Source organism: Halomonas sp. BDJS001 (genome assembly GCF_026104355.1).
GTDB lineage: Bacteria > Pseudomonadota > Gammaproteobacteria > Pseudomonadales > Halomonadaceae > Vreelandella.
The window spans coordinates 750,036-771,392 of record NZ_CP110535.1 but is presented as its reverse complement, the minus strand read 5'-3'; the positions used below and the strand labels follow the sequence as shown (position 1 = coordinate 771,392).

At 57.3% G+C, this 21,357-nt stretch carries 14 protein-coding genes; 1 reads left to right on the top strand and 13 read right to left on the bottom strand.

The genetic code is table 11. The features are described from left to right. Window positions 1-66: 66 nt before the first annotated feature. From kdsA to pilM, 11 genes are all read right to left on the bottom strand, one after another. The gene (gene kdsA / locus OM794_RS03695) at window positions 67-954 is read right to left on the bottom strand and encodes a 3-deoxy-8-phosphooctulonate synthase (RefSeq protein ID WP_226250424.1); all 888 of its coding nucleotides are present in this window, start codon (window positions 952-954) and stop codon (window positions 67-69) included. A 12-nt stretch (window positions 955-966) separates the two neighbouring features. After that, window positions 967-2,622 carry a CTP synthase gene (locus OM794_RS03690; protein WP_226250425.1) on the bottom strand — a complete coding sequence of 552 codons (1,656 nt, stop codon included), beginning with the start codon at window positions 2,620-2,622 and terminating at the stop codon, window positions 967-969. 237 nt (window positions 2,623-2,859) lie between these two features. After that, a complete protein-coding gene (locus OM794_RS03685; protein ID WP_211595794.1) occupies window positions 2,860-4,278 on the bottom strand; it encodes an FAD-dependent oxidoreductase in 1,419 nt (472 codons plus the stop codon). Window positions 4,279-4,314: 36 nt separating this feature from the next. Then, window positions 4,315-8,757 carry a glutamate synthase large subunit gene (gene gltB, locus OM794_RS03680; RefSeq protein WP_226250426.1) on the bottom strand — a complete coding sequence of 1,481 codons (4,443 nt, stop codon included), beginning with the start codon at window positions 8,755-8,757 and terminating at the stop codon, window positions 4,315-4,317. Between the two features lie 545 nt (window positions 8,758-9,302). After that, window positions 9,303-10,409: a 3-dehydroquinate synthase gene (gene aroB, locus OM794_RS03675; protein ID WP_226250427.1), complete on the bottom strand. Its 1,107-nt coding sequence runs from the start codon at window positions 10,407-10,409 to the stop codon at window positions 9,303-9,305. Next, complete coding sequence (gene aroK / locus OM794_RS03670; protein WP_226250428.1) at window positions 10,406-10,984, bottom strand: shikimate kinase AroK; 579 nt, start codon at window positions 10,982-10,984, stop codon at window positions 10,406-10,408. Before aroK ends, aroB begins: the two co-directional genes overlap by 4 nt. Beyond that, complete coding sequence (gene pilQ, locus OM794_RS03665; protein ID WP_226250429.1) at window positions 10,984-13,038, bottom strand: type IV pilus secretin PilQ; 2,055 nt, start codon at window positions 13,036-13,038, stop codon at window positions 10,984-10,986. Before pilQ ends, aroK begins: the two co-directional genes overlap by 1 nt. A gap of 14 nt (window positions 13,039-13,052) precedes the next feature. Next, complete coding sequence (locus OM794_RS03660; RefSeq protein ID WP_226250430.1) at window positions 13,053-13,619, bottom strand: pilus assembly protein PilP; 567 nt, start codon at window positions 13,617-13,619, stop codon at window positions 13,053-13,055. Next, entirely contained in the window at window positions 13,616-14,275 is a 660-nt protein-coding gene (locus OM794_RS03655) for a type 4a pilus biogenesis protein PilO (RefSeq protein ID WP_226250431.1), read from the bottom strand. Before OM794_RS03655 ends, OM794_RS03660 begins: the two co-directional genes overlap by 4 nt. Continuing rightward, window positions 14,272-14,844 carry a PilN domain-containing protein gene (locus OM794_RS03650; protein WP_226250432.1) on the bottom strand — a complete coding sequence of 191 codons (573 nt, stop codon included), beginning with the start codon at window positions 14,842-14,844 and terminating at the stop codon, window positions 14,272-14,274. The genes OM794_RS03655 and OM794_RS03650 overlap by 4 nt, the downstream gene beginning before the upstream one ends. Window positions 14,845-14,854: 10 nt before the next feature. Next, on the bottom strand, window positions 14,855-15,916 hold the full coding sequence (gene pilM / locus OM794_RS03645) for a type IV pilus assembly protein PilM (protein ID WP_226250433.1): 1,062 nt from the start codon (window positions 15,914-15,916) through the stop codon (window positions 14,855-14,857). Window positions 15,917-16,119: 203 nt separating this feature from the next. On the opposite strand from pilM, the gene OM794_RS03640 reads away from it, so the two are divergent. Then, window positions 16,120-18,645 (top strand): penicillin-binding protein 1A, encoded by a 2,526-nt coding sequence (locus OM794_RS03640; protein ID WP_226250434.1) that lies wholly within the window; start codon window positions 16,120-16,122, stop codon window positions 18,643-18,645. 121 nt (window positions 18,646-18,766) lie between these two features. On the opposite strand, the gene OM794_RS03635 is transcribed toward OM794_RS03640, so the two are convergent. Together OM794_RS03635 and OM794_RS03630 are read right to left on the bottom strand one after the other, a co-directional pair. Continuing rightward, window positions 18,767-20,785: a TRAP transporter permease gene (locus tag OM794_RS03635; RefSeq protein ID WP_226250435.1), complete on the bottom strand. Its 2,019-nt coding sequence runs from the start codon at window positions 20,783-20,785 to the stop codon at window positions 18,767-18,769. A 32-nt stretch (window positions 20,786-20,817) separates the two neighbouring features. Next, complete coding sequence (locus OM794_RS03630) at window positions 20,818-21,330, bottom strand: DUF1850 domain-containing protein (protein ID WP_226250436.1); 513 nt, start codon at window positions 21,328-21,330, stop codon at window positions 20,818-20,820. Between the last annotated feature and the right edge of the window lie 27 nt (window positions 21,331-21,357).

Genomic DNA, 21,357 nt, shown 5'->3' with positions numbered 1-21,357 from the left:
CTGTTAGTTAGATAAAATTATTAATATAACGCCCTACTCAACGACGCCCTGATTAGCAAAAACAGCTTAGCGAATGGTTAGCGGTTCAAACCCCTTGACCAGCGCATCCAGCTGCACAAGCTGAGTTAAGAACGGCTCTAGCTGATCCAGCGGCAGCGCACAGGGGCCATCGCACTTGGCGTTGTCTGGGTCAGGGTGGGCCTCTAAAAACAGCCCGGCAAGGCCAACAGCCACACCTGCACGCGCTAACTCCGCCACCTGTGCGCGGCGCCCGTCTGCACTGTCGGCCCGCCCACCAGGGCGTTGCAGCGCATGGGTCACATCAAAAAATACCGGATAGCCGGTCTGCTTCATATCACCAAAGCCGAGCATATCCACAACCAGGTTGTTGTAACCAAAGCTTGAGCCACGCTCGCAGAGCATCAGCTGATCGTTACCCGCTTCCTGGAACTTGCTGAGGATATGGCGCATTTCATGGGGCGCCAAAAACTGCGGCTTTTTGATATTGATGACGGCGCCGGTTTTGGCCATGGCCACGACCAAATCAGTCTGGCGAGCCAAAAAGGCCGGCAGTTGAATAATATCAGCCACTTCAGCGGCTGCTTGCGCCTGCCACGGCTCATGCACATCGGTAATGATCGGCACGTTGTGGCGAGCTTTGATATCGGCAAGAATCTGCAGCCCTTTTTCAATACCAGGGCCACGGTAGGAGTGGATGGAGCTGCGGTTGGCTTTATCGAAGCTGGCCTTGAAAACATAGGGCAACCCCAGCTTCTGGGTCACAGTCACGTAGGCTTGAGCGACTTCGTCGGCAAGCTCCGCAGACTCCAGCACGTTCATACCGCCCAACAACATTAGCGGCAAGGAGTTGCCGGCGGTTAAGCCGGCAACGTTAATATGGCGCTCTTGCGATCCATCTTGAGACGGCTCTTGAGAACGGTCTTGAGAAGCCATGCTTTTGCCCTCTTATTCCTGCGCATTCGCATGGGCGCGACTACGCGCTGTTTTGTGATCCAGGGCGGCGTTAACAAAGCCCGAGAACAGTGGGTGTCCATCACGGGGCGTCGACGTGAACTCTGGATGGAACTGACAGGCCACGTACCAGGGGTGATCCGCCAACTCGACCATTTCCACCAGCGACTGATCAACGCTCTTACCCGAGATAACCAGCCCGGCTTTTTCAAGCTCATCGATAAACTGGTTATTAACCTCAAAGCGATGGCGATGGCGCTCCACAATCTCTTCGGAACCATAGGCCTCGCGTGCTTTAGAACCCGATGCCAAGTGGCACACCTGGCCACCTAAACGCATGGTGCCGCCTAAATCGGACGCCGCATCACGCAACTCGATTTTGCCTTCCGGGCTCAGCCATTCAGTAATCAACCCGACCACAGGATGCTGGGTTTCGTGAGTGAACTCGGTGGAGTTGGCATCCTTCCAGCCTGCGACGTTACGGGCGAACTCAATCACCGCTACCTGCATGCCCAGGCAAATACCTAAATAGGGTACGTTGTTTTCGCGGGCAAATTGAGCGGTCATAATCTTGCCTTCTACGCCACGCTCGCCAAAGCCCCCGGGCACCAGAATGGCGTCTTTACCCGCCAGTCGCTCGGTGCCGTGGCGCTCGATATCTTCAGAGTCAATATAGTCGACGTTGACCTTGATGCGACCTTGGATGCCAGCGTGAATCAGCGCTTCGTTGAGCGACTTATAGGCATCCAGCAACTCCATGTACTTACCCACCATGGCGATGCTGACTGATTTAAGCGGGTTGAGCTTGGCGTCCAACACCTTCACCCACTCGGAGAGATCGGCTTCGGGCGCTTCAAGGCGCAGCTTGTCGCAAACGATCTCGTCCAGGCCGTGTTCGTGGAGCATCAGCGGAATGCGATAAATCGTATCGGCATCCTGAAGCGGTACCACGGCACGCTCTTCGACGTTGGTGAACAGGGCGATTTTGCGCCGCTCGCTCTCTTCGAGCTCTACTTCGCTGCGGCAAATCAGGATATCAGGCTGGATACCGATGGAGCGCAGCTCTTTAACGCTGTGCTGAGTCGGTTTGGTTTTGGTCTCGCCCGCCGTTTTGATGTAGGGCACCAGCGTCAGGTGCATAAACAGCGCGCGATTGGCGCCCTGCTCGCTACGAATTTGGCGGATCGATTCCAGGAAAGGCAGCGATTCGATATCACCAACCGTGCCGCCAATTTCTACCAGCGCCACATCAAAGCCTTCACCGCCCGCGTACACGCGCTCTTTAATCTCATCGGTAATATGCGGGATAACCTGAACGGTACCGCCCAGGTAGTCGCCACGGCGCTCTTTACGCAGCACGTGCTCGTAGACACGTCCGGTCGTAAAGTTGTTGCGCTGGGTCATTTTGGTGCGAATAAAGCGCTCGTAATGGCCGAGATCAAGGTCGGTTTCGGCGCCATCTTCGGTGACGAACACCTCACCGTGCTGGAAGGGGCTCATGGTGCCCGGATCCACGTTGATGTACGGGTCGAGCTTGAGCATGGTGACCTTAAGGCCGCGGGCCTCTAAAATCGCCGCAAGCGAGGCGGAGGCGATGCCCTTGCCAAGAGAGGACACAACGCCGCCGGTCACGAAGATATATCGTGTCATGGATAACCTGTCGAAACGTGATCAGAAGGCACGGCAGAAAGCCACGCCAGGATGGGTCGACAGACTAGCAGATTACGGCTTAAGGCTCAATTTGAACTGAGCAGTCATTAAACCGCCCCAGCGATAGGTCTACGCGAGGGCGCTGTGAACCCTTCCCTGGGCGCTACTTTCGCCATCCTTGGCGAAAGACCCTCGCTACGACCTATCCCTGGAGCTGCTCTATGCATCAGACACGTTCTATACGCCTAGGTAATCCAGAATACCTTCCGCCGCCTGGCGGCCTTCGTAAATCGCCGTGACCACCAAGTCAGAGCCGCGCACCATATCACCACCGGCAAAGATTTTTTCGTTGCTGGTTTGGAAGGCGTACTGGCCGTGTTCCGGCGCGGTAACGCGATCGCGCTCGTCGACCTGAATATTGGCGCTATCGAACCACGGCGCTGGGCTGGCTTGGAAACCGAAGGCGATCACCACGGCATCCGCCGCAATGATCTCTTCAGAGCCGGGTACTACTTCAGGACGCTGACGGCCATTTTCGTCCGGCTCACCCAAGCGGGTGCGCACGACCTTCACGCCTTCGACCTTCTCTTCACCGACAACCGCGACCGGCTGACGGTTGAACAGAAACTCCACGCCCTCTTCACGAGCATTGGCGACTTCCCGGCGTGAACCCGGCATGTTGCCCTCGTCACGACGGTACGCACAGGTCACGCTGGTGGCGTTTTGACGAATCGAAGTACGGTTACAGTCCATCGCCGTATCGCCGCCGCCCAGCACCACCACGCGCTTACCCTCCATGGAGATGTAGTCGTTCGGGTCTTTTTCAAAGCCCAAGCAGCGGTTTACGTTGGCAATCAGGAAGTCGAGGGCCTTGTACACGCCGGGCAGGTCTTCACCGGGGAAGCCGCCTTCCATGTACTTGTAAGTACCCATGCCCAGGAATACCGCGTCGTACTCTTGCATCAGGGTCTCAAACTCGATATCGGTGCCGATTTCGGTATTCAGGCGGAACTCGACGCCCATCTCCTCAAAGACCGCCCGGCGGCGCTCCATCACGCTCTTTTCCAGCTTGAACTCGGGAATACCAAAGGTCAGCAGGCCACCAATTTCCGGGTACTTATCAAACACCACTGGCTTTACGCCGTTACGGGCCAATATATCCGCACAGCCCAGGCCCGCCGGGCCTGCACCAATAATGGCGACTTTTTTATCCGTCCAGGTGACGTGGGACATATCCGGACGCCAGCCCATGGCAAACGCGGTGTCGGTGATGTACTTCTCCACCGAGCCGATGGTGACCGCACCAAAGCCGTCATTTAGCGTGCAGTCACCTTCGCACAGGCGATCCTGGGGGCACACGCGTCCACATACTTCGGGCAGCGAGTTGGTTTTGTGCGACAACTCAGCGGCTTCAATAATGTTGCCTTCCACCACCAGCTGTAGCCAGTTGGGAATGTAGTTGTGCACCGGGCACTTCCACTCGCAGTAGGGGTTACCGCAGTGCAGGCAGCGATGCGCTTGACTGGCCGCATCAGTGGGCTTGAACGGTTCGTAAATTTCCGCAAACTCTTTAGCACGAGTACGGGCATCTTTCTTCTGTGGATCCTGACGACCCACATCGACAAACTGAAAATCGTTATTTAAACGGTTAGCCATGATCTCTCTCCTGTCAGCGTGAGGGGCATAAGCGGGTTATTGCGGCTGACGCCGAGACTGATCCAGCAAACTACCTAAACTGGCCGCTTTTGGCTTCACCAGCCAGAAATGGCGCGCATAGTCGCTGAAGTCTTCCAAAATAGCCGCCCCACGCGCGGATTCCGTCGCGGCCACATAGGCTTCGATCATTTCACGCAGGTGACGACGATACGCCTCCATCGCTTCAGTGTTAACGCGGTGAATTTCGACCAATTCGTGGTTGTACTTGTCCACGAAGGTGCGCTCTTCATCCAACACATAGGCAAACCCACCGGTCATGCCCGCACCGAAGTTCACGCCTGTCTCGCCGAGTACGCAGACCAGACCGCCGGTCATATATTCGCAGCAGTGGTCGCCGGCCCCCTCGATCACCGCGGAAGCGCCCGAGTTACGCACTGCAAAGCGCTCGCCCGCGGTACCGGCGGCGAACAGCGTCCCACCAGTGGCACCGTAAAGGCAGGTATTGCCGATAATGGCGGTTTTATGGCTCTCAAACTGACTGACTTTGGGCGGCACAATGACGATACTGCCGCCGTTCATGCCCTTGCCGACGTAGTCGTTGGCATCCCCTTCCAGGAAGAGGTTCAAACCACGGGCGTTCCACACCCCGAAGCTCTGCCCCGCCACACCGACAAAGTTTGCCGTAACCGGTGCCGCTTCCAGCCCCTCTTCACCGTAGCGTTTGGCGATAGCACCAGAGGTGAGTGCGCCCACACTGCGGTCACAGTTGGTAATGGTGAAATCAAACTCACCGCCCGACTGGCTTTCAATAGCATCTTTCAGCGCCGCCAGGACTTCCTGGTTTTTAGCGCCCGGATCGTGGGGCACGTTGCGGCTAACCCTGCAGAACTGCGGCGCATCTTTGGGTACAAAATCATTGGCCAGCAGCGGCGTTAGATCGAGCTTGCGCTGGGAAGCGGTATTGCCTTCCAGTACTTCCAGGAGGTCGGTACGGCCAATCAAATCAGTCAGCTTGCGCACGCCCAGCATGGCCATCAACTCACGCACTTCTTCAGCGATAAAGCGGAAGTAGTTCTTGACCATGTCCACCGTGCCGCGGAAGTGCTCGCCGCGCAGGAAGTCATCCTGAGTGGCGACCCCGGTGGCGCAGTTATTGAGGTGACAGATACGCAGGTACTTACAGCCCAGTGCCACCATGGGGGCGGTGCCAAAGCCGAAGCTCTCAGCGCCTAGAATCGCCGCTTTGACCACATCCAGCCCAGTTTTCAGGCCGCCATCGGTCTGCAGGCGAATCTTGTCGCGCAAGCCGTTGATCCGCAGCGCCTGGTGCACTTCCGGCAGCCCCAGTTCCCAGGGGGAACCGGCGTGTTTGATCGAGGTCAGCGGGCTGGCCGCTGTCCCGCCGTCGTAGCCTGATACGGTAATCAGATCCGCGTAGGCCTTGGCCACGCCGGTGGCGATGGTGCCAATTCCCGGCTCGGAAACCAGCTTCACCGACACCTGGGCATCCGGATTGACCTGCTTAAGGTCAAAAATCAGCTGGGCCAAATCCTCGATAGAGTAAATATCGTGGTGGGGCGGCGGTGAAATCAGCGTCACACCGGGCACCGCGTAGCGCAGCCGGGCAATCAGTTGGTTTACCTTACCGCCGGGCAACTGACCGCCCTCACCGGGCTTGGCGCCCTGGGCAACCTTGATCTGCAGCACTTCTGCATTGACCAGGTACGCCGGGGTAACGCCAAAGCGACCAGAGGCGATCTGCTTGATTTTCGAGCTGCGAATGGTGCCATAGCGGGCTGGGTCTTCACCGCCCTCACCGGAGTTGGAGCGACCACCGGCTTCGTTCATGGCCTGGGCTAGCGCTTCGTGTGCTTCCGGCGATAGCGCTCCCAGCGACATGCCGGCGCTATCAAAGCGTGGCAGCAGCTCTTCAACCGGTTCTACTTCTTCCAGGGCAATCGGGGTCTCGGCAGGCTTGAGCTTGAGCAAGTCACGAATGGTGGCCACCGGGCGCTCGTTCACCAACTGGGCGAACTTCTTCCACTTGGTATAGCTGCCCTCCTGAACCGCCGCCTGTAGCGACATCACCACATCGGGGTTATAGGCGTGATACTCGTGGCCGTGAACATACTTGAACATGCCGCCCTGGGAGATGCCTTTACGGGGAATCCAGGCATCTTTGGCCAGCAGTGCCTGCTGCATCTGAAGCTCGGCAAAACCGGCCCCTTGAATGCGCGAGGCCATACCCACGAAGCACAGATCCATTACTTCATCTGCCAAGCCCACGGCTTCAAACAACATTGAGCCACGGTAGGAAGCCAGCGTCGAGATACCCATTTTAGACAGGATCTTGAACAAGCCCTTCTGTATCCCTTTACGGTAGTTCTCACGTCCATCCGCCGGGTTACCGGTCAGTTCGCCGGTGCGGTGCATATCCGCCATGACCTGATAGGCGAGCCACGGATAAACCGCCGTAGCACCCACGCCAAACAGCACCGCCATTTGGTGGGCGTCGCGAGCGTAGCCGGTTTCCACCACGATGTTGGCATTGGGACGCAGCGCCAAACGGCCCAAGTGAGAGTGCACGGCACCCACGGCCAGGGCGGCCTGAATGGGGATCAACCCTTTGGCAAGCTCAGCATCGGTGAGTACCAGAATGACTTTACCGGCGCGCACCTGAGCTTCGGCCTCTTCACACAGTGCCTTCAGCGCCTGATGCAGGCTCTGCTGCTCAGGATCATAGCCTAGCGAAAGCGTATAGCTGGCAAAAGCCGGGTCGTCCTGGCTGACCAGGGCGGTAAACTTGCGCGGCGACAATACCGGCGTGGTCAAGATCAAACGGTGGGCGTGCTCGGGCGTCGCTTTAAAGACGTTAAGCTCCGCGCCACAGCAGGTTTCCAGCGACATCACGATCGCTTCACGCAGCGGGTCGATGGGCGGGTTGGTGACCTGGGCAAATTTCTGACGGAAGAAATCCGTGAGCAACCGCGGACGGCTCGACAGCACCGCCATGGGGGTATCGTCACCCATGGAGCCCACGGCTTCCTGGCCACTCTCCGCCAGCGGGCGCAGCACCTGGTCACGCTCTTCAAAACTCACCTGGAACATCTTCTGCTGAACGTTGAGCGAATCGGCATCCATGGTTTGGAAACGCGCCAGTTCGGTCAGCGCCGACTCCAAATAGCTGGCTTCCTGCTTCAACCAACGCTTATAGGGATAAGCAGATTTCAACCGTTCATCGATATCGGAGGTGTGCAATACTTCGCCGGTTTCGGTATCCACGGCGAGCATTTGCCCAGGGCCAACGCGGCCTTTAGCAACCACGTCTTCTGGCTTATAGCCGTAGGTGCCGATTTCAGAGGCCAGGGTAATGTAGCCGTTTTTAGTAATTACCCAGCGCGCCGGGCGCAGGCCGTTACGGTCAAGCATACACACCGCTTGACGACCGTCGGTCATCACCACACCCGCAGGGCCGTCCCACGGCTCCATATGCATAGAGTTGTATTCGTAGAAGGCGCGCAGCTCGGCATCCATGGTTTCAACATTTTGCCAAGCGGGCGGCACCATCATGCGTACCGCACGGTGCAGCTCCATTCCGCCAGTCAGCAGCACTTCCAGCATGTTATCCATGCTGGAGGAGTCAGAACCAGTGGTGTTGACGATTTCATCCAGCTCGGCGATATCCGGCAGGCGTTCGTTGACGAAATTCGCCTTACGCGAGTTCGCCCAACCACGGTTGGCTTCAATGGTGTTGATTTCGCCATTGTGGGCCAACAGACGGAACGGCTGGGCCAGCGGCCAGCGCGGTGCGGTATTGGTGGAGAAGCGCTGGTGGAACACGCAGATCGCGGTTTCCAGGCGCGGGTCGTTCAAGTCCTGATAGAACGCCGGTAGGTCTTCCGGCATCACCAGGCCTTTATAGGAGACCACTTCTGACGATAGCGAGGCGACGTAGAAATCCTCTTCATCGCGCAGCGCCTGCTCGGCACGGCGGCGGGCCATAAAGAGGTCAACGTCGAAGTGTTCGCCGTTGCCCGGCTGTACAAATAGCTGACGAATACGCGGCAGGCAGTCCAACGCCATGGGGCCACACACACTGGAATCAGTCGGCACATCGCGCCAGCCCAGCACGTTAAGGCCGCGCGCTTCCAGCTCGCGAACCAGGGTATCGCGGGCACGTGTTTCCCGGGCATCATCGTTGGGTAGAAATACTACGCCCACGGCAAAGCGGTCGCCCAGCTCGGCATCAAACGCCTCTTTGGCCAACGCCTGCATAAAAGGAATAGGCATTTTAAGCAGCAGACCGCAGCCGTCGCCTGTTTTGCCGTCGGCAGCGATACCGCCCCGGTGGGTCATGCAGGTCAGGGATTCAATGGCAGTTTTCAGCAAATCGTGGCTAGCCTGGCCTTCCATATGGGCAATCAGGCCAAAACCACAGTTATCGCGAAACTCGCCAGGCTGGTGAAGACCTCTATTCATGGGCGTGCCTCTACTAGTCAGCGTATTTTTTTAGCAGCGTGCTTGTGGTATAAAGGCAGGTTTTGCTTTTTTTATGGTGCTTATAACCTAGCCAGAATGGGGTATTTCCCACGTTCGCTGCCGCAACAAAATGGCCGGTCAGCATAGCGATTGGCACACGCTTTGCGCAATCTCTTGACGCCTACATCGTTACAGAAACCCTTTTCAAATCCTGTATTTGCATTCTCATTCAAAGAAAAAATACATATACTTCAAACACTTGTAATCGCATAAAACGTTATTTTAACGCTTTATATTTTCCATTAAACTTTAGTCTAAATAGCGCTTACAAGCCCATGCCGATAGCGCATAAGGCATACGGATTATATAAAAACAGCGTTCGACAAATGGGCTCACGATGTAGCCGAGCGAATAAAAACCCGCCCAATGAAACCACTCCTTCTAAAGAGAGGCACATTGGGCGGGCATAGTTGACCGGGTTTGCAACCCCCGGCCCTTAAGAGGAAGTGTTTGAAGGCTTCTGATTGGCCACTTAGCCAGACCAATCAGCGGCGCGGATAGCCATCCAGCAGAGTGCGTAGAACGTCTACGGGCGTGGCATCGCTGACGCAGGCATCGCCCAAGGCGTTAAGCAGCACCAGGCGAAGGCGGGTATCGATATTTTTCTTATCCAGCCGCATGCGGGCTAAAAAGTCATCACTGGACATATTCGTCGGTGCCGCCAACGGCAGCTCGGCGCTCTCAATCACTGCCAGGCTGCGCGCCAGGGCTGCGTCGTCGATCCAACCCAAGCGGTTAGAGAGCGTGGCCGCCATGGCCATGCCAGCGCCCACAGCTTCGCCGTGCAGCCAGTTACCGTAGCCCTGGTGGGCCTCAATGGCGTGGCCAAAGGTGTGGCCCAGGTTTAACAGCGCACGCACGCCCTGTTCGGTTTCATCCTCAGCGACAATATCGGCTTTGATTTGGCAACTGCGGGCGATGGCTTCGGCTACCACCTCGGGCTCAACATCAAGCAGTGCTGGCATATTGGCTTCCAACCAGCTTAAAAACGCTTCGTCGCGAATCAAGCCATACTTAATCACCTCGGCCATACCCGCCGACAGCTCTCGGCGGGGTAGGCTCTTAAGTGAATCAATATCCACCAGCACGGCCTTGGGCTGCCAGAAAGCGCCGATCATATTTTTACCCAGCGGGTGGTTAACGCCGGTTTTGCCCCCCACCGACGAATCCACTTGGGAAAGCAGCGTGGTGGGCACCTGGATAAACGCTACACCTCGCTGATAGGAAGCGGCGGCGTAGCCGACCATATCGCCGATTACCCCACCGCCTAAAGCAATTAGCGTGCAGCGACGATTAAAACCGGCCTCCAGCAGGACATCCCAAATACGCTTGACCTGCTCGATGGTTTTATACTGTTCGCCATCGGGAAGCACCACCGTGCGCACCTCAAGATGCTCCGGCAAGCTGGCGCAGAGCTTTTCCAGGTAGAGCGGTGCGATGGTCTCGTTGGTCACCACCATCACCTGCTGGCCGGCCAGATAAGGCGTTAGCATATCGGCACGGCCAATCAGCTCGGTGCCAATATGAATCGGGTAGCTGCGCTCGCCTAAAGCAACGTGAAGGGTGCGTGGCGCACTGGCTGTCGAGGTCATGGCGATACCTTATGGTTAAGCGTTCCAGCCGACGGAGATGAGGGCTCGAGTGGATCCACCAGCCGGTGCACCCGGCGCAGGATTTCATTGACCACCGCCCGAGGGCTGCGCCGGTCGGTGCGCACGGCAATATCCGAGGTGGCGCGGTAGAGCGGATCGCGCTGGGCAAACATATCGTTGAGCACCTGCTCACGATTGGCGCACTGCAGTAGAGGCCGGTTGCGATCTTTCGCCGTCCGTTTGAGCTGCTGGTCGACGGTGGTCAACAGGTAGACCACCGTGCCCCGCTCGCGCAGAGCGCGGCGATTCTCCTCCCGCAGCACCGCACCGCCGCCGGTGGCGACCACCACCGGAGAGAGCTGGGTTAACTCATCAATCATATGAATTTCCCGCAGGCGAAAGCCCTGCTCCCCCTCGACATCAAAAATCCACGGGATATCTGCCCCGCAGCGGTCTTGGATGGCGTGGTCACTGTCGTAAAACGGGCGCGAAAGCTCGGCCGCCAACAGGCGACCAATAGTGCTTTTGCCAGCCCCCATGGGGCCAATGAGAAATAAATTGGGTAAATCCTGCATCAGCGAACCGTTAAGCCATCGTCTAGGAGTCGTGGAGTAATAAAGACTAACAACTCTACCTTTTCATTGCTCTCTTCGGTATAGCGAAACAGTCTACCGAGCAAAGGAATATCACCCAAAAGCGGCGTTTTGGCGATTTGGCGCAGCTCTTCAGTGGTCAAAATCCCGCCTAACACCACCGTTTGGCCGTTATCTACCAGCACTTGGGTCTCAATTTGGTTGGTATCAATCGGCGGCTCACCGCCAAACTCCGATTCACGGAAACTATCATTTTTGATCACCAGATCCATAATAATACGGTTATCCGGGGTAATCTGCGGGGTGACTTCCAACGAAAGTACGGCTTCTTTAAACTCGGTATCCGGATTGTCGTTGCCATCGACACTCTGGAAGGCGCGCTCTTCACCCTGGCTAATTTTGGCGGTACGTTGATTGGCGGTGATAATTCTAGGCTGTGAAATGGTCTGGCTTTTCCCTTCGCTCTCCAGTGCGCGCAGCTCCAGATCCAGCAGGATATCGCCGGATAAATAGCCAAAGCTAAAGCCGGTGCCTGGCCCTGTGGCGGCGCCTAGATCTACTGCCAAACCTCCCTGCGCTCGGTTAATGCCATTCGGGTTGATATCGCGCCGACTGAAGGTGCCGTCTTCCCCCTCTTGAAAGCCGCGGGTGCTCGACACCCCCCAGTTAACCCCCAGTTCGCGGGAAGCGGTGTCCCTGGCGATGACAATGCGCGCCTCTATTTGCACCTGGCGGACGGCCACGTCCAGGCGGTCTATGATGCGCATGATATCGCGCACCTGGTCAGCCGTATCCTGCACCAGCAGCGTATTAGTGCGTTTATCAACGCTCACCCGACCGCGCTCGGTCAGTAGTCCAAAATCGTCGTCCCCGCGCAGCAGTTGGGATAAATCCTCGGCCCGGGCGTACTTGATCTGGATAAACTCGGTGACCAGCGGTGAGAGCGTTTCACGCTGGTTACGCGCCTCTAGCTTCTGGCGTTCCAGCTCGGCCAGCTCGTTGGCGGGGGCCACTACAATCACATTGCCCTGTTCACGGCTCGATAGCCCCTGGCTTTGTAGAATCAACGCCAACGCCTGATCCCAGGGCACGTCATTTAAGTTGAGCGTTACCCGCCCGGAGACGCTGTCGCTGGCGACCAAGTTTAACCCGGTGAACTGAGCCAGCGTGGCCAGCACCGAGCGTACTTCGATATCCTGAAAGTTAAGGCTCAAGCGCTCGCCGGTGAAGCGTTCACCCGTTGCTTCAGCGGATTGTGATTCCGGACTGGCGGGCTGCACTTCCACGCTCAGCACGCGACCACTTTGCGAAGAGATCATCGCATAAGCGCCCTGGGTGGCAACGGCCAACTGGGTGTTGCCTTGACTGGCGCGGGGCGTAATCCGGGTAATCGGCGTGGCAAAGTCGGTAACATCGTAGACCTGGTTTAGCGAATCTGGAATCGCCACATCGCGCAGATCTACCATCACCTGACCGGGCCCGCCTTCCCGCACGTTGGCCTCGACGCCTTCGCGATCAAAGGTGACGATCAACCGTCCGGCGCCGTCCGGGCCGCGGCGAAAATCAATATTTTCAATCTGCGGCCCTTCGTCCGTTTCAAGCCCCGCTGAAGCGACACGGGGAGAAGCATTAGACGAGCGGCTGGCGTCTGCAGCAAAGGTAATACGTAGACGATCCCCCAGCACACGGGACGTGAACGTCTGGGACTCGCTGAGATTGATCACCAAACGCGTACGGCCATTGCCCTCCAGCGCGGTAATGTGCTCGATACCGTGACGATTAACATTGATGCGCCGATCAGCAAGCCCGCTCTGTGTTGCCGCCAAATCCAGCGATACCCGGGGTGGAGAGTCCAACCGGTAGCTGCGCAGCTCCGGAATGCTGCCGGTAAACCGCAGGTCAAGGTGGGCGCCACCGTTCTCAGCGGGCTGAACATCAATATCAGTCAGCACCGAGGCAGTCGCCAATGAGGGCAATAGTGAAAATAGTGCGGCCATGGCCATGTAGAAAGTCATTCGCCAAGCTGTAACTGCCATGAGCTATTATCCGCTTACTCGTTGTTTTCGTTGATGACTAGCGACACTTGCCGCTCCTGCCACCCTTCAGGCTGGGTGAACACCCGTTCTGTCACGCGTATCTCTTGAGCGTTGATCTGGGCAATACGCCCATAGTCGGTGCCCAGATAGTTCCCCTCTTTCACGCTGGTCACGTTGCCATCCGGGGAGGCAATCAACGCCACCTGCCGCCCTCCCATACGCATGGTACCGACCAACCGCAGCTCTTGCAGTGAGAAGCGCTCCAGCGGCTCTGGGGTGCGCTGCAGGTCAGGTGCTAAAGCGCCTTCATTACGACTGGTGCCCTCCTTCTCCACTGCCTCTGGCGGCAGAAAGGGGCTACGTCCGTCGCTATACAAGTAGCTCAGCTCCTGGCCTTCGGGCAGCGCGACAGCCATAACCGACGGTTGCCCCCCAGGGGAGTGGCGAATGGCCGCCAACGTATCTTCTAGCTGTGCTAAACCGGCATCCGCACAGCCCGTTAGCGCTGCCGCTGAGAACGCCAGGATAATAGCCGAGACGGCCCTGACTGCAGGTGGCGCTGTTTTTTGTTTAGCGGTCATGGCGTATCCGCCCCCTCAGTAGAGGGTGCTTCGCTCTCCTCTACATAGCGGTAGGTACGCGCGAGTAGCGAAAGCCGCAGCGTATCACCACGACCATCAATGGGCTCCAGGGAAAAATCGTGCTGGGTCACCATACGGGGTAGCGAGGCAATGTCAGCACTAAAGCGCGCCAATTGGTGATAGCCACCGCGCACCTGTATATCCAGCGGTTGCTCGACATAGTGGGGCTGGGTTTGCGTTGGGCGCAGCCGAATCGTTTCAATGGTGAGGCGGTTGTCGACGGCGGCGTCGCTAATGCTATCCAGTAGCGAGGGGATTTCCGCATCGGTAGGCAGCATGGTACGTAAACGCCCCATCTGCCCCTCCAGGGTCGCCAACTGCTCGCGCATTTCCAGCAGAAAGGCCTCTTGAGAGGCTTGGCTGCGGTATTCGCTCAACAGCCTGACTTCTTGGCGCTGGGCGGCCATCAAAGCTTCGCGCTGTTCGCTCACCACTAACCACATCATGACACTCAGTGCGGCCAGCAGCGCCAGACAGCAGCTCAACACCTTTAATAGCCACGGCCAGCTGCCGGCCTCTTTGATGTCTAAATCCCGCCAGTCAACATCGCGCAGGCGCTGCCACGTGATAGCCCACTGTGCGCGGTTAAGCGTCATGGAAGCGCCTCCTCGACACTTTGCGGCAACGGAGCGGTGAGCTGCTCCACTTCAAAACGAAATACCCGGCCTGAGCCATTTTGCTCACTCTCTACTGCTGAGAGCGAGGGAACGGCAAACCCTGGCAGCGCGGCAATCCGGCGCAGCTGTTCGGAAACCTGACGCTCGCTGCCTGCCACCGCTGTAACGCTGACGCTGTTACCGTTTTTCGCTAAGCGTTGATAAATAACGCCATTGGCCACGCTCTCCGCCACGTCATTAAATAGCTGCACAGCAACCGTTCGTTCGGCCTGCAGCGCCTGAAAAACGGCGATCTGCTCGCCTAACCGTTGCGCGTCGCTGGCGTAGCGTGAAACGCCCTCAATATCGGCATTAAGACGCTCGATGTGGTCACTAATAGTGGCATTACGCTGCTGCTGGGCGGCCAGCTTGAGCTGATAAACATACGCGACAAGCAAACCCAGCACGACGCCAAGCACCAGCATGCCCGCCACCACGGCGTAGAATTTGCGGGTGCGCCGTTCACGCTGCGCTTCCCGCCAGGGCAGCAGGTTAATCGTCATGCTCATTGGTTAACTCTCACTGACTAACCCTCATGGCCAGACCACCCGCGGTAAGCATTGCCGGGGCATCATTGGTTAAGGCCTGAAGGTTTAACCGCTTATTCACCCGCATGCGCTGGAAAGGGTTGGCAATGGTCACCGACATACCGCTATCTTCAGCAATGCGCTCGGCAAGCCCGGGAATCACGCTCGATCCACCCGCCAGTACAATGTGTTTCACCTCTTGCTGACGCCCGGCGGTGTAGTAAAGCTGCAGGGAGCGTCCCACCTGCTGCACCACGGTTTCCAGAAAAGGGTTAAGGACACGCTCATGGTAATCGTCGGGTAGTCCGCCACGCTTTTTAGCGAAGCCCGCTTCCTCCATACTTAAGTCATAATGGTCGCGAATCGCATCGGTGAGCTGACGGCCGCCAAACACGGTGTCGCGGGTATAGACGATATGCCCACCGCGAACGACGTGGAAGGCATTCATATTGGCGCCAATATCCACCAACCCAACGCAGGCGGTGGGGCCATTCTCTACGTTTAGCTGGCGACGCAGCTCGGCGAGCGAACGCTCCATGGCAAAGGTTTCCACGTCCACTGCCGCAGGCTCTAAGCCCGCTCGCTCAAGCGTGTCGGTAAGCTGCGTCACATCCTGCTGCCGACAGGCGACCAGCACCACCTGCTGCTGCTCGTCGTCAAAGGGGGCGGGACCAAGGCACTCAAAATCAAATGCCACTTCATTGAACGGAAACGGAATATGGCGGTCTGATTCGGCCACGATGCGCTCTTCAATTTCCTCTTCACTTAGCCTGATAGGGAAGCTAAGCGTCTTGGTGATTGCGGCGCTGGCGGGAACAGCCACCGCCGCTTTACGGGTAGAGGGTTTGGCGTGCTCCACGGCGCGGCTAAGCACGCTGGCCACGTCATCAATATCGCGGATTCGGCGCTCCACGACGGCCCCTTCACGCAGCGGTCGTACGGCATAGCTTTCTACTTGGTAATTATCGTGGCACTGTTTAAGCTCAAGCAGCTTGACGGTCGCCGAGGTAATATCGACGCCGATCAACCCTTTACCAGGTTTTAGAAAGCGCATATTGGGTATGGCTCCGCCTGCTTATCACCCATTTTTCACATGTGGTTTGAGGTTACATGATTTTTAGTGACGTCACACGTGGATCAACTTAGCGACTATCAACACTGGTGGCCGCCGCCTCAGGTTCCTATAATGGCTGCCAATTGCATGATACGGCCGTTTAGATGCCGATCTTTTCATTCTTCCCAGGGTGCTCTCCGTACATGACGTTTCTTCGAAACCTTATTGTGTCGCTGTTTTTTCTCATCGTGTCGTTGGTCGGTGCTAGTGCGTTAGCCGTAGTGGGAGCCGCCATTTACTTTGCGCCGGGTCTGCCAGATGTACGCCAACTGCAGGACTTTGAACTGCATACGCCGCTGCGTATTTTTACCCAGGACGGTAAGCTGATTGGCGAATTCGGTGAAGAGCGCCGTATGGCGATCAACTTTGACGAAATTCCACAAGATATGATCGACGCCTTGACCGCGGCCGAAGATGCCAGCTACTTCGACCACGCCGGGGTGGATCCGCGTGGCTTGGCGCGGGCCGTGGTTCAACTGGCGATGAGTGGCGACATTCAATCCGGCGGTTCAACGATCACCATGCAGGTCGCACGTAACTATATGTTGACGCTCGATCAGACGTTTACACGCAAAATTCGTGAAATCCTGCTGGCGCTGCAAATGGAGCAGATACTCAATAAAGAGCAAATCTTCGAGCTTTACGTGAACAAGATTTTCCTGGGCAATCGCGCCTATGGTATCGCCGCCGCCGCTGAAACCTATTACGACAAGCCGCTTGCCGAGCTTAGCCTGGCGCAAACGGCCATGATTGCCGGTTTACCTAAGGCACCTTCTACCTTTAACCCGCTGGCTAACTCCGAGCGTTCGCTGATTCGTCGTAACTGGATCCTCTTCCGTATGCGCGAGCTGGGGCATATCGATGACGCCACCTACCAAGCGGCCGTTCAGGAACCCGTCACGGCCCGTCGTCACTACACCCAAGCTGAAGTCGATGCCTCCTATGTCTCCGAAATGGCGCGACAATATGCGGTAGAACGCTTTGGTGATGAGGCCTACACCGGCGGCTATCGGATTTACACTACGATTGATAGTGAGCTGCAGCCCTTTGCCCGCCAAGCGCTCGCCAACGGGCTAACGGCCTATGACCTGCGCCATGGCTGGCGCGGGCCAGAGCAGCGCGAGATTGCTGCAAGCCTTGTGGAAGCCCAGGAGCAAACCGCTACCCAAGGGCTTGAAGAGGAGCTTTCCGAGTCTCCTGAGATTCGCCAGACCGCACGTCAAGCTGCCCAGCGCAGCCAGACGGAAGTCGAAGGCATTGATGGCGACGTCAGCAACTGGGTGCAGGTGCTTGAACGTACCCCCAACTATGGGCTGCTCCAGCCTGCCATTGTGGTAGAGAGCAGTGGCCGCGAAATGCAGGTACTGACGCGTAACGGCGGTCTACAAACCATCGCCTGGGAGGGCCTCAACTGGGCGCGCCCTTATCTGAGCCCACGTAGCCGCGGCGCAGAGCCCAGCTCGGCGGAGGAGATTGCCGTACGTGGTGATATGATCCGCGTCGTTGAGAATGAAGATGGTTCACTGCGGCTATCACAGCGCCCGGACGCTGAAGGCTCGCTGGTCGCCCAAGACCCACGCACTGGTGCTATCCTCGCCTTACAGGGCGGTTTCGATTTTAACGCCAGCAAGTTCAACCGCGCAGTTCAGGCCCAGCGGCAGTCAGGCTCTATCTTTAAGCCGTTTATTTACTTAGCGGCCCTTCAGGATGGGGAAATGAACGCCGCCAGCGTAGTCAACGACTCGCCCGTAGTACTCAACGATGGCAGCAACTCGCTTTGGCGACCGGTCAACTCCAGCCGTGATTTCCAAGGCCCCATGCGCCTACGCCCGGCCCTTGCCCGTTCGCGCAACCTGGTGACTATTCGTGTACTACAGACCATGGGGCTTGACCACACCATTAGCTACCTGGAAGGCTTCGGCTTCTCTTCAGAGCGGCTGCCCCACGGGTTGTCGCTGGCACTCGGCAGCGCGACCTTAACCCCCATGGAAATGACCAACGCCTACGCGGTCATCGCCAATGGCGGCTTCCAAGTGTCACCCTGGTTTATTGAGCGGGTAACCCGTGACGATGATAACGAAGTGATTGATGAAGCCACGCCGCAGGTCGCCTGCCCCAGCTGTGCCGAAGATCAGGAAACGGTAGAGATCGATGGTCGCGAATACCCGATCGCCAAACGGGTAGCCGACCCGGCGGCGGTGTATATCCTGCGGGATATGCTGCGTGACGTCATCACCTCGGGTACCGGCCGCGGCGCACTGAGCCTTAACCGTGAAGATATCGTCGGCAAGACCGGTACCACTAACAGCCAGCGCGACGCTTGGTTTGCGGGCTTTAATAGCAACCTAGTGACCACGGTCTGGGTCGGTAAAGACAGCAATGAAACCATCTCTGAGTATGGCGCTCAGGCCGCTCTACCCATATGGGTAGAGTTTATGGGCGATGCCTTGGAAGGAACCCCGAATGCCGTGCCCGAACGCCCCGCGACGATTGTTACCGCCCGTGTAGACCCAGACACTGGCCAACGCTTAGCGGACGGCCAGTCTGGCGGGATTACCGAGCTGTTCCATCAGGATCACCTGCCGGATTACCAGCAGCGTCGCATTAGTCGCGAGCTGGAAGAGGCCAGTGGCTCTCAGGGTTCAGGCACCGCTGAGTCGATCTTCTAAACCAGCCAAACCCGTAGCACACCACACAAAAGGCTCACCAAGCAAAAGGCCCGGAGATTATCGCTCCGGGCCTTTTCTGTTACTGGCTACCCTTTGGTCGGTATGTAGGGTCGCCTAACGTTTAACCGCTAACGGGGGCCACAGGCGCTTCGCGCTTGCTGGCCAGCCAGTTAGCACCTATGGCAACGGTCATGACCACCACCCCGGCAATTTCGGTCATCAGATTGGGGTAGAACACCCCAAAAATCGCGGCGGTAATGGCGATGCGGGGCAGCCACGACATTCTGGTAAACAGATAGCCCTCCAACGCTGCGGCAAAGGCACCTAACGCCAGAATGGCAATCACCCCGTTCCAGATCACCACCGGCACTGGCCCGCCCATAATGATTTCTGGATTAAAGACCATAAACAGCGGAATCAAATAGAGCCCTTTGGCAAATTTCCATGCCTGGAAGCTGGTTTCCATTGGCTTGCTACCCGCAATCGCTGCCCCGGCAAAGCCTGCCAAGGCTATCGGTGGCGTCACGTTGGAGTCCTGGGAGTACCAGAACACCACCAGGTGAGCGACCAGAAGCGGAATGCCAAACTCCTGCGTAAGCGCAGGGCCCACCAGCACGATCAAGACGATGTAGCTGGCGGTGACCGGCAGCCCCATTCCTAAAATCAAGCTAGCCAACAGCACCATTAGCAGCGCGAGTAGAATGTTGCCGCCGGAGAAGGCCATCATCATGGATGAGAATTTCAACCCCAGCCCGGTTAACCCCACCACGCCAACGATAATGCCCGCCACTGCGCAGGCCATCGACACCGCCACTGCATTACGCGCACCCAACTCTAGTCCTTCTACCAGCTTCGCCAAGCCAGCACGCAGCATTCCTTTGGTAGCGCTCGCCGTTACCGGCTGGCCCTGCCTGGGCGCCACAAAAAAGAACCACAACCCATAACGTATCACCGCTACCAACACCATGGTGACAACTGCGTAGTAGCCTACCCGCATGGGCGACATACTCATTGCCAACAGCCAAACCAGCACGGCCAACGGCAGCAGGAAGTGCCAACCATCCTTCATGACTTGTCGCATCTGCGGCAGCTCGTCTTTGGGCAGGCCCTGCATTCCTTGTTTGAGAGCGATAATATGCACAAACAGATAAACCGTGGCGAAATACATAATCGCCGGCAGAATACTGACTTTGACGATATCCAGGTACGGCGTATTGGTGTACTCAGCGATCAAGAATGCCCCCGCCCCCATCAGCGGCGGCATAATCTGCCCACCGGTGGAGGCCGCGGCTTCGATACCGCCCGCCTGCTTGGGCTTGTAGCCCAGCCGCTTCATCAACGGAATAGTAAAGGCACCGGTGGTGACCACGTTGGCAATCGCACTGCCAGAAATCGAGCCCATACCCGCCGACGCTAATACCGCCGCCTTGGCTGGCCCGCCGCGCTGGCGGCCCGTCGCCGCATAGGCCATATCAATAAAGAATTTGCCTGCCCCGGTGCACTCCAAAAAAGCGCCAAAGAGGACAAAAATAAAGATATAAGTTGCCGCGACGCCTAGCGGCAAACCGAAGATACCCTCTTGCCCTAAATACAGTTGCCCAGCAACCCGGTCAATGGTGTATCCGCGGTGTTCAAGAATGCCCGGCATCCACTCACCTAGCCACGGCAGCTCGCCCCGCGGCCCGGCAAAGGCGTAGACAATCGCCAATAGGCCAATCACGGTCATACCAAAGCCTACCGCGCGGCGGCTGGCTTCCAGTACCGTTACCGTGGCAATACAGGCGACCAGAATATCGGTACTGTTCCAAAAGCCCGCACGGCTAAAAATCTCATCCAGGTTAAGTACTAAATACCCACCAGTGATGATCGCCCCAGCAAAAAAGACTAGATCAAGCCCCCAGCCCAATACACCACGCTTGCGAGTGGGGCCGAAGGCGGGAAACATTAGAAATGCCAGCACCATAATCAGCGCCAGGTGAATACTGCGCTGATAAAAAAGCCCTAAGGGCTGAATACCAGCGGAATAGAGCTGAAACAGGGAAAGACCCACCGCCACAATGGTGATCGACCACAGCACCATGCGGGGTTGAATCACATTACCGCCAGGCACCACGCTCGACGGCTGATTGGATTCGCTCATGAAGTCCTCGGAAGCGTTAACTAATGTCGTTTTTATTCACGCGGGGATGCGTGAGGGTCTATCAACTGAATGGTCACGCGTTTTCCAGCGGCGTGCTCACTTAGGCTCACTGATGCATGCTCACCGCTTGGCCACACCACACGATGATTAACAGCCGGTGACCCCACCCTCAACACATAACGGTTATTTGCTACAGGCTCGTTAATGGCATTAATCCAGTAACCGCCCTCACCGTCTGACACCTGCTCGCCGCGGCCAAAAATATGCCCAAGTCCGGCGGCGAAATCGGGTTGATGGCTACGCTCCAATTGCATGACGCCCGCTACATTACGATAGCAGTCCATCACCGTGAAATGTTCAACGGAGTGTTGCCACTTAATACACCAGCGACCGTCAGTAGGTACCGCTTCATCCACTAGCGTGTCGCCCTGTTCGGTCACTACAGCCAGGCGCATAAACGCCGACGCCGAAGCGGGGGAAGCCCCCACTTCGGCAAGCGGACAACATGCAATGAGTAGCGCCAACAGCCGTTGCTGCCACTGCATGGCAATATCCTTTCAGATCCTTTAGCG